Annotated in this window: 7 protein-coding genes; all 7 read right to left on the bottom strand. The window is 28.2% G+C overall.

The annotated features are described in order from the left end of the window. Window positions 1-1,103, bottom strand: a 1,103-nt coding sequence (locus HMPREF1871_RS03760) for a leucine-rich repeat domain-containing protein (protein ID WP_198145762.1), incomplete at its 3' end; no start/stop codon positions are given. A 297-nt stretch (window positions 1,104-1,400) separates the two neighbouring features. Then, window positions 1,401-2,774, bottom strand: a complete 1,374-nt coding sequence (gene selA, locus HMPREF1871_RS03765; protein WP_083505636.1) for an L-seryl-tRNA(Sec) selenium transferase — start codon at window positions 2,772-2,774, stop codon at window positions 1,401-1,403. Window positions 2,775-2,782: 8 nt separating this feature from the next. After that, window positions 2,783-3,934 carry an aminotransferase class V-fold PLP-dependent enzyme gene (locus HMPREF1871_RS03770; protein ID WP_066130232.1) on the bottom strand — a complete coding sequence of 384 codons (1,152 nt, stop codon included), beginning with the start codon at window positions 3,932-3,934 and terminating at the stop codon, window positions 2,783-2,785. A gap of 17 nt (window positions 3,935-3,951) precedes the next feature. Further along, entirely contained in the window at window positions 3,952-5,838 is a 1,887-nt protein-coding gene (gene selB, locus HMPREF1871_RS03775) for a selenocysteine-specific translation elongation factor (protein WP_066130234.1), read from the bottom strand. Between the two features lie 9 nt (window positions 5,839-5,847). Continuing rightward, complete coding sequence (locus HMPREF1871_RS03780) at window positions 5,848-6,117, bottom strand: putative Se/S carrier protein (RefSeq protein ID WP_066130236.1); 270 nt, start codon at window positions 6,115-6,117, stop codon at window positions 5,848-5,850. Window positions 6,118-6,125: 8 nt separating this feature from the next. Then, a complete protein-coding gene (gene yedF, locus HMPREF1871_RS03785) occupies window positions 6,126-6,926 on the bottom strand; it encodes a sulfurtransferase-like selenium metabolism protein YedF (RefSeq protein WP_066130238.1) in 801 nt (266 codons plus the stop codon). Window positions 6,927-6,939: 13 nt separating this feature from the next. After that, window positions 6,940-7,914, bottom strand: a complete 975-nt coding sequence (gene selD, locus HMPREF1871_RS03790) for a selenide, water dikinase SelD (RefSeq protein ID WP_232297361.1) — start codon at window positions 7,912-7,914, stop codon at window positions 6,940-6,942. Window positions 7,915-8,328 lie beyond the last annotated feature (414 nt).

The following is an 8,328-nucleotide window of genomic DNA, read 5'->3' on the forward strand; positions in this document are numbered from 1 at the left end:
GCGTCAAAGGTTACTCTTGTGTAGCCTTCTGTAACTTGTACTTTAGGATCTGTGCTTGTTTTTACTACGTCTTTGTAGGTAACATTTAATTTGACATTCATCTCTTTACCTTCGGCAACTTTATAATTGTAAGTTACTTCACTTGGATTATTACTATCAACTGTAAGAGCATCATTGCCAAAACTTGCTCCAGCTGGTGAAGTAACTTTATCTTTATTAAATTTTCCTGGGAACTTGCTATATTTAAATTCTCTTGTGTCCTTATTTATTGATATATTGTATTGTTGATTACTACACTCCAATTTAGTAAGATTTTTGTTTTTACTTAAATCTAAACTTGTTAGCTTGTTTCCAGAACAATACAAGCTAGTAAGATTTGGGATTTCACTTACATCCAAACTCTCTAGCTTGTTGTTATCACAACCCAATTTAGTAAGATTTTTGTTGTAACCTAGATACAAACTCTCTAGCTCATTGTAAGCACACCACAAGTTAGTAAGATTTTCGTTTCTACCTACATACAAATTCTTTAGCTTGTTGTTATTACAATTCAATTCAGTAAGATCTATGTTGTAACCTACAAACAAATTCGTTAGATTGTTTCCATTACAAATCAATTTAGTAAGATTTGTGTTTTCACTTACATCCAAGTTTGTTAGTTGGTTAGTATGACAATATAATGTAGTAAGATCTCTGTTGTTACTTACATCCAATCTATTTAGCTTGTTAATAGAGCAATCCAAGAAAAAAAGCTTTGTGTTGTTACTTAAATCTAAACTCTCTATCTCGTTTTCAGAACAATCCAATTTAGTAAGATTTTTAAAAAATCCAATTCCATTTAAAGAAGAAATTCCTTGCTTTCCTATCGAAAGCTCTGTAACATCAGCTACCTCGTCATCACTTAAATAGCCATTTTTATTTTTATCAAAATTATCACTTACATATTTTTTAAAATTTTCATCTGAAAAGACATCATCTATCTTTACACCATCATTTACATTGCCATTTGCAACATCGTCATTTGCATAGCTAGTTATTGGGTTTAAAGGCAGATAAGACATAAACATTACTAGAGCAAGGAAAAATCTCATTATCCTTTTCATTTTAATTTCACTCCTATTTTTTATTTTTATATTTCTTCATAATATATATATATATATAATTATTTATTTTGTCAATACTTTATTTTGTTTTATGTACTAATTTTTAAAACATTTTTAAAAAATTTAATCAAATCAAAAAGTTAATAAAAATTTTTTATTTTCTATCTTTTAGCATTTGATTACAAAATAATTTAATTAAATTTTATTAAAAATATCTTAGATGAAAGAATAAATAAATAAACTTTATAGTTAGATTTTCACTACTATAAAGTTTTTTCTTTTTATTTATAATCTATGTTAAAGTTTATTAAGTTCTTCTGCTACTAAATTAAATTCTTTACTTCTAAGTGTTCTCATATCTAAAATTGTTTTATTATCTTTTATTCTTGTTATTACCGGAATTTCTAATTCTAGTAATTCTTTTTCTATTTCTTCTGCTTTTTTTGTTTTATGTTCTAATTTTACTACAACACTCTCTAAATAACTTGCTGGAAAGCTCCCTCCTCCTACTTCTGCTTTATCTTTGTTTATTTCTATATCATATTTATTTTTATCCAGAAGATTTGCAAAGGTTTTTGCTTTTTCTTGTAGTTTTTCTTTTGATATGCTTATCATGTGTAGTGTAGGAATTTCTTTCAGTGCTTTTTTTTCATCTAGATATAGTTTTAGGGTTGCTTCTAGGGCAGATATTGTCATTTTGTCTACTCTTAATGCTCTTGTTAATTGATTTTTTTTCATTTTTTCTATGTATTCTTTTTTTCCTACTATTATCCCTGCTTGTGGACCTCCTAGTAATTTATCTCCACTAAATGTTACTATGTCTATTCCACTTTCTACTATTTCTTTTACTGTAGATTCTTTTGGTAAGCCATATTCTTTGAAATCTACAAATTGCCCACTTCCTAAGTCATTCATTGAGATTAATTTTTTTTCTTTTGCTAATTTTGCTATTTGTTCATTAGTTACACTTTCTGTAAATCCTAATATTTTGTAATTACTTGTATGTACTTTTAATAGTGCTCCTGTTTGTTCGTTTATTTCTTTTTCATAGTCTTTTAAGTGAGTTTTGTTAGTTGTTCCTACTTCTACAGGGACCCCTCCTGATAATTTTATTATTTCTGGTATTCTGAAAGCTCCTCCTATTTCTACTAATTCTCCTCTTGATACTATGATTTCTTTTTCTTTTGCTATTGTGTTTAGTGCTAACATTACTGCTGCTGCGTTGTTATTTACCACAAGAACATCTTCTGCTCCTGTTAGACGTTTTATTATGTCTTTTAAGTGTGTGTATCTACTTCCTCTTTTCTTTTCATCTATGTTAAATTCTAAATTTGAGTAGTTAAATGCTACGTTTATTAGATTTTCTTTTACACTTTCACTTAGTAAACTTCTTCCTAGATTTGTGTGTAGTATTGTTCCTGTTGCGTTTATTACCCTTCTTAGAGAGTTTTTATCTTCTTCTTTTACTTTTGTTTCTATTATTTCTACTATTTCTTTTAGGCTTGGTATTTCTTGCTGTTCTTTTTTTATTATTTTTTCTTTTATTTTTGCTATTTCTTTTTTTATTATTTCTTTTACAAATGTTTCTGGGTATTTTTTTGTTATTTTTTCTATTTGTTTTGTTAATAAAATTTTATTTATTGCAGGAATTTTTGATAATTTTTCTTTCATTTTTTCTCCTATATTTCTTTTATTATTTCTTTTATTTTTTCTATTGCGTAGTCTATTTCTTCTTCTTCATTCATGCTTGAAAATGAAAATCTTACCATTCCTTGCTTTTCTGTTTTGAAGTGTTTGTGTATTAACGGTGCACAGTGTGTTCCCGCTCTTACTGCTATGTTATATTCTTCTGCTAGTGTTTCTGCTACGTCTGCTGATGAGATGTTTTTTATATTAAATGATACTACTGCTACTCTTTCTGCTTGAAAGTTTCCATAAAATTCTAGACATTTGTATTTTTTTAGTTCATTATAGAATTTGTTTGCATAGTGTATTTGTTTTTTATATAAGTTTTTTATTCCTTTTTGTTTTATATATTTTATTCCTTCTTTTAGTCCTGCTATGGATGGGGTGTTTTGTGTTCCTGCTTCTAGTCTTGTTGGGTATTCAGCCGGATGTTCATGTTCAAATGTTTTTATCCCACTTCCTCCAACGTTGTATCTATTTATTTCTATGTTTTTATTGTTTATTATCATTCCTCCTGTTCCTTGAGGTCCAAAGAGGCTCTTGTGTCCTGTGAAGCAATATATATCTGCTCCTATGTCTTTGACATTTATTTCTAATACTCCAGCTGTCTGTGATATGTCTACTATTACTAGAATGCCGTGTTTTTTACATATTTTCACTATTTTTTTTATATCTACTATATTTCCTGTTACATTTGAGGCGTGATTTACTACCATTAATTTTGTTTCTGGAGTTATATTTTTTTCTATTTCGTCATATTTTATTATGCCATTTTTGTCGCTGTCTATTATTGTGTAGCTTACATTTTTTTCTTTTGCCATTTTGTATATTGGGCGAAGAGCGGAGTTGTGTTCCATTTTTGTGGTTATTACATGGTCGTTTGCTTTTAATATCCCTGTTATTGCTATATTTAAGCTTTCTGTTGAGTTCTTTGTAAATATTAGGTATCTTTCATCTTCTAGTGAAAAGAAGTCAGCTATTTCTTTTCTTGCTTGATATATTTCTAAAAATGCGTTGTTGGCTTCTTTATAGCTTCCTCTTGAGGGGTTTGCGTATTTTGATGATGATAGTATTTCGTATACTTTTTCTGCTACTTGCTTGGGTTTTTTTAGGGATGTTGCTCCATAATCAAAATAATATGACATTTTTTCTCCTTTCTTTTTTATTCCATATTTTTTCCTTTTATTCTGTAGTTTTCTACTCTTTTTGTTAATTCTTTTTTGTCCATATATTCTAGTATTGCCATTGTGTATTTTCTACTTGATCCACTCATATCTCTAAACTGAGCTAGTGTTAGTTTTTCTTCTTTTTTGAAGTGTTCTTTTACTTTTTTTACTGCGTCTTGGTATATGTTTATATGTATATATATTTCATCGTTTAGTTTTATTAGTGTGTTTCCTACTAATGATTCTACTAATTCTTTATTTATTTTGTTTTTTTCTATTATTTGTGATACTGGTTGTGGTTTTAATCCTGATTGGAGTAGTATTTTTTCTATTTTTTCTTTATCTTTTAGTTCTTTGTTATCATATACTATTTTAAATTCTTTGAATGATATGAAGTTTCCTTGTTTTCTTAGTTCTTTTTGTTCTATTAATTTTTCTATGATGGCTTGCGTTTCTTTTTTATTGACTTTTATTTTTGATATTAATTCTACTATTGGGATTCCTAGTCTTAATCTGTATTTTTGATGATAGTATGATATTTCTGAGTAGATTTTTTCTTTTATGTCTTGGTATTTTTTTATGTGAATGTAGTTTTCATTTATTTGTATTATTTTGTTTTCTTTTTTTAGATTTTCTAATTCTTTTTCTATTTCACATTTTGCTACTTCAAGATTTTTTATTATTTTTTCTTTTGGCAGTAGATAGTTTGTTTCTGTTATTAAAAAGTTTGTTATTATTTCTTTTAAGCTTCCTTTTGCTTGATTTTTTAATTTTGTTAGGATAGTTTCGTTATATCTTTTGTGTTTTTTTGGTGCTGGGTCTACTACTACTCCTCCTCCTATTGTTTCCATTGGTGAGTATGTTCTTATTATAAATTTATCATAATTTTTTATTGATATTTCTTCTTCTAGTCGTAGCTGTGCAAAGTGTTTTTCTCCTTTTTTTATCTTTTCTACTCCTAAAGGTACTACTCTTGCCATTACTTCTTTTGTTCCTATGTATATTCTTACTCTATCCCATAATTCTAATGTGTATTTTGTATCTTTTATTAGCATTATTTCTGCGTCTAGCATATATGTTTGTATTAAAGAGTTTGGTGTAGCTAGGGTGCAGCCTCTTTCTACATCTTCTTTTTTTACGTTTGTTAAGTTTATTGCTGTTCTTTGTCCTGCTGTTGCTTCTTTTACGTCTTTTGAGTGTACTTGAATGTTTCTTATTTTTGTTTTTATATTTTTAGGATATATTTCTATTTCATCGCCTATTTTTAGTTTTCCTTCTGTTAGGGTTCCTGTTACTACCGTTCCAAAGCCTTTTATTTGAAAAGTTCTGTCTATGTTTAACCTTGCTTTTTCTTTTATTTCTTTTTCTTTTATGTCTTTTACTTTGCTATCTATTTCTTTTATTAAGGTATCTATTCCTTCTTTTGATATAGAGTCTACTTCTATTATTTTACTTTTTTCTAAAGGGGTGTCTTTTATAAATTCTATTATGTCCTCTTTTATCATTTCTCTATATTCTTTTTCTACTAAGTCTTTTTTTGTCATTACTATTATATAGTCTTTTATTCCTAGTAGTGTTAGGATATCTACGTGTTCTTTGGTTTGTGGCATGATTCCTTCTCTTGAGTCTATTAGTAAGAGTACAAGGTTTATCCCGCTAACTCCTGCAAGCATATTTTTTATAAATTTTTCATGTCCTGGTACGTCTACTACTCCACATCTTTTTCCACTTGGAAGATCAAAATAAGCAAAGCCTAGATTTATGCTCATTCCTCTTTCTTTTTCTTCTGTTGTGGTGTCTGTTTCTATACCGCTTAGTGCTTTTATAAGAGTTGTTTTTCCGTGGTCTATGTGTCCTGCTGTTCCTACTATTATATTTGCCATTTCTAACCTCTATTTTTCTTTATATAATAATTCCGTTTCTCTTTTTATTCCTTTTTTTTGGGAATAATATAGTGCTTTGTATTTTATTTTTTCTTTTTCTAGTATTTTTATTAAGTCGCAAAATTTTTCCCATTTTGTTTTTAAGGTAAATCCACACCCTAAACTTATGCTTGGATGGGTTGGTATTAATGCTGCTTGAAAGTTTTTTTCTTGACATATGTTGTCTGATTTTATTGCATCATGTGTTGAAAAAAATACAATTAGTCCTTCTTCTATCATATTTTCTCCTATGGTTGTAATATTTTGTTTGCTTTTCTCATGTCTTCTACTATGAAGTACATATTTGTGGGATTTCCTACTGCTAAGTCTATTTTATGATAGTCTATACATGCCCCGCAACAAAGTATTTCAACTCCCCCTTCTTCTAATTCTGCTAATTCGTCTAAGACATGACTTCTTTGTCTATCTACAAGATAAGCTCCTTCATTGTAAAATATTATTTTTTTTGGTAATAGTTCTTGTTCTGTTAGTGCATAAAGGTAGCTTTTTATTAGTTTTTTTCCTAATTCTTCGCTTCCATGTCCCATGATTTTTTTATTTATAACTACTATATAGCTATCATCTTTTAGGGCATATTGATTTTTTTCTTCACTATTTTGCTCTTGTTTTGTTATTAAAACTTTATATCCTTCTTTTATTTTTTCTATTTTTATTTCATTGTGGTGTTTTTGTGCAAAATTTTTTAAAGCTTCTAAATCTTCTTCTTTTAATAAGATTTCTACGCTGTCTTCTGTTTCTAAAGTTCTTTGTACTTGTGCTACCGGTACTGGACATTCTCCTTCTAGTGCGTTTATTTTTACTGGTTCTAATGCTTGTTTGTTTGTTATTGTTGTTATATATTCTTCATCTGATACTGGTATTACCTCTATTTCATATCCTAATTGTTTTGCTAATTTTTCTAAGTTTTGAGTTGCTATGAAATTGTCTACTACCGTTTCTACTACATCATATTCCCCTAATAGTTTTCTTGTTTTTACTACTGGTAGTGGGCACGCCATTCCCTTAGCGTCAAATCTTGTTTTTTTCATTATTTTACTCCTTTTATTTTACTATTACGTCTTTTTCTTCTCTTTTTATTACTTTTCCTATTATGCTACTTTTTATTTCTAATTTGTTTAGTTCTTTTAGCATTTTTTCTGCTTCTTTTTCTGCTAAACTTATTAAAAGTCCTCCAGAGGTTTGCGGGTCAAATAGTATTTCTTCTAATGCAAAATCTTTTATTTCAAATTCGATTTTTTCCTCTAAATAATTTCTATTTTTTTGACCTCCTCCTGTTATAACAAAATTTTCTGCACATTGTTTTGCTTCTTCTAGTATTGGTATCTTTTCTGAATACAATTTTGCTGAGAATTTATTGTCTAGCATTTCTACTAAATGTCCTAGTAGTCCAAATCCTGTTATATCTGTACAGCTATTTACTTTGTATTTTTTCATTATGTCTGCTGCATATTTATTTAGAGTTGTCATTTGTTTTATACACTTTTCAAATGCTTTTTCACTGCATTCTTTTATCATAAATGCTGTGTTTATTATACTTACTCCTAGTGGTTTTGTTAATATTAATAAATCTCCTTCTTTGCATGAGTTATTCATTAATATTTTGTCTGGGTGTACTATTCCTGTTACAGATAATCCATATTTTGCTGTAGTATCATGAATTGAGTGTCCTCCTGCTAAAACTCCTCCTGCTTCGTGAACTTTTTCTGCTCCTCCTTTTAGGATTAAATGTAATTTTTCATAATCTTCTTTTTCCGGAAATGTAACTATATTCAATGCAGATATTACTTCTCCCCCCATTGCCCAAACATCACTTAAGGCGTTTGTCGCTGCAATTTGTCCATATAGATAAGGATCGTTTACCATAGTTGTAAAAAAATCTAATGTTTGTATTATGGCTTTGTCCTCTGATATTTTATAGACTGCTGCATCATCGCTACTTTCATATCCTACAAGAAGATTTTCATCTTTTCGTTTTGGTAAATCTTTTAATAATTTTGAAAGAGACCCCGGCCCTATTTTGGCATTTCAACCACCACAAACAATCATGTTTAAATTTTTTTCAGCCATTATTTCCTCCTTTTGTTATCTCAGTTTAATTATACTATTTATTGAAAGCTTTTTAAACTACAAAATGTCAATCTTTTTTCTATTTTTCTTTATTTTCTAGGAAATTTTTTGCTCTCTTTGTTAACAGTATAAGGAGAAAATTTTAAAAAATAGCTTTTTCTTTTTTTATTAACTTTTTAGGCGGAATTTTTTTTACTTGACAGGTAAATCTGCCAAAGTTTTCTTTTTTTTTTAGATTTTTATTTGCTTTTGTTTCTTTTTTTAAAAATCTTTTTTCTAATATTTTATAAAAAATAAAAAAGTAGATTAATTTGCCAAAATTTTCTTGACATCTTCAATCTACTTTTTGTTTTTTATTTATTT

This window comes from Gemelliphila asaccharolytica (assembly GCF_001553005.1).
GTDB lineage: Bacteria > Bacillota > Bacilli > Staphylococcales > Gemellaceae > Gemelliphila > Gemelliphila asaccharolytica.

Excerpts from the sequence above, each read along its gene's own strand:
- selB (WP_066130234.1), bottom strand. The coding sequence starts at position 5,838 with ATGGCAAATATAATAGTAGGAACAGCAGGACACATAGACCACGGAAAA.
- HMPREF1871_RS03770 (WP_066130232.1), bottom strand. The coding sequence starts at position 3,934 with ATGTCATATTATTTTGATTATGGAGCAACATCCCTAAAAAAACCCAAG.
- selA (WP_083505636.1), bottom strand. The coding sequence starts at position 2,774 with ATGAAAGAAAAATTATCAAAAATTCCTGCAATAAATAAAATTTTATTA.
- yedF (WP_066130238.1), bottom strand. The coding sequence starts at position 6,926 with ATGAAAAAAACAAGATTTGACGCTAAGGGAATGGCGTGCCCACTACCA.
- HMPREF1871_RS03780 (WP_066130236.1), bottom strand. The coding sequence starts at position 6,117 with ATGATAGAAGAAGGACTAATTGTATTTTTTTCAACACATGATGCAATA.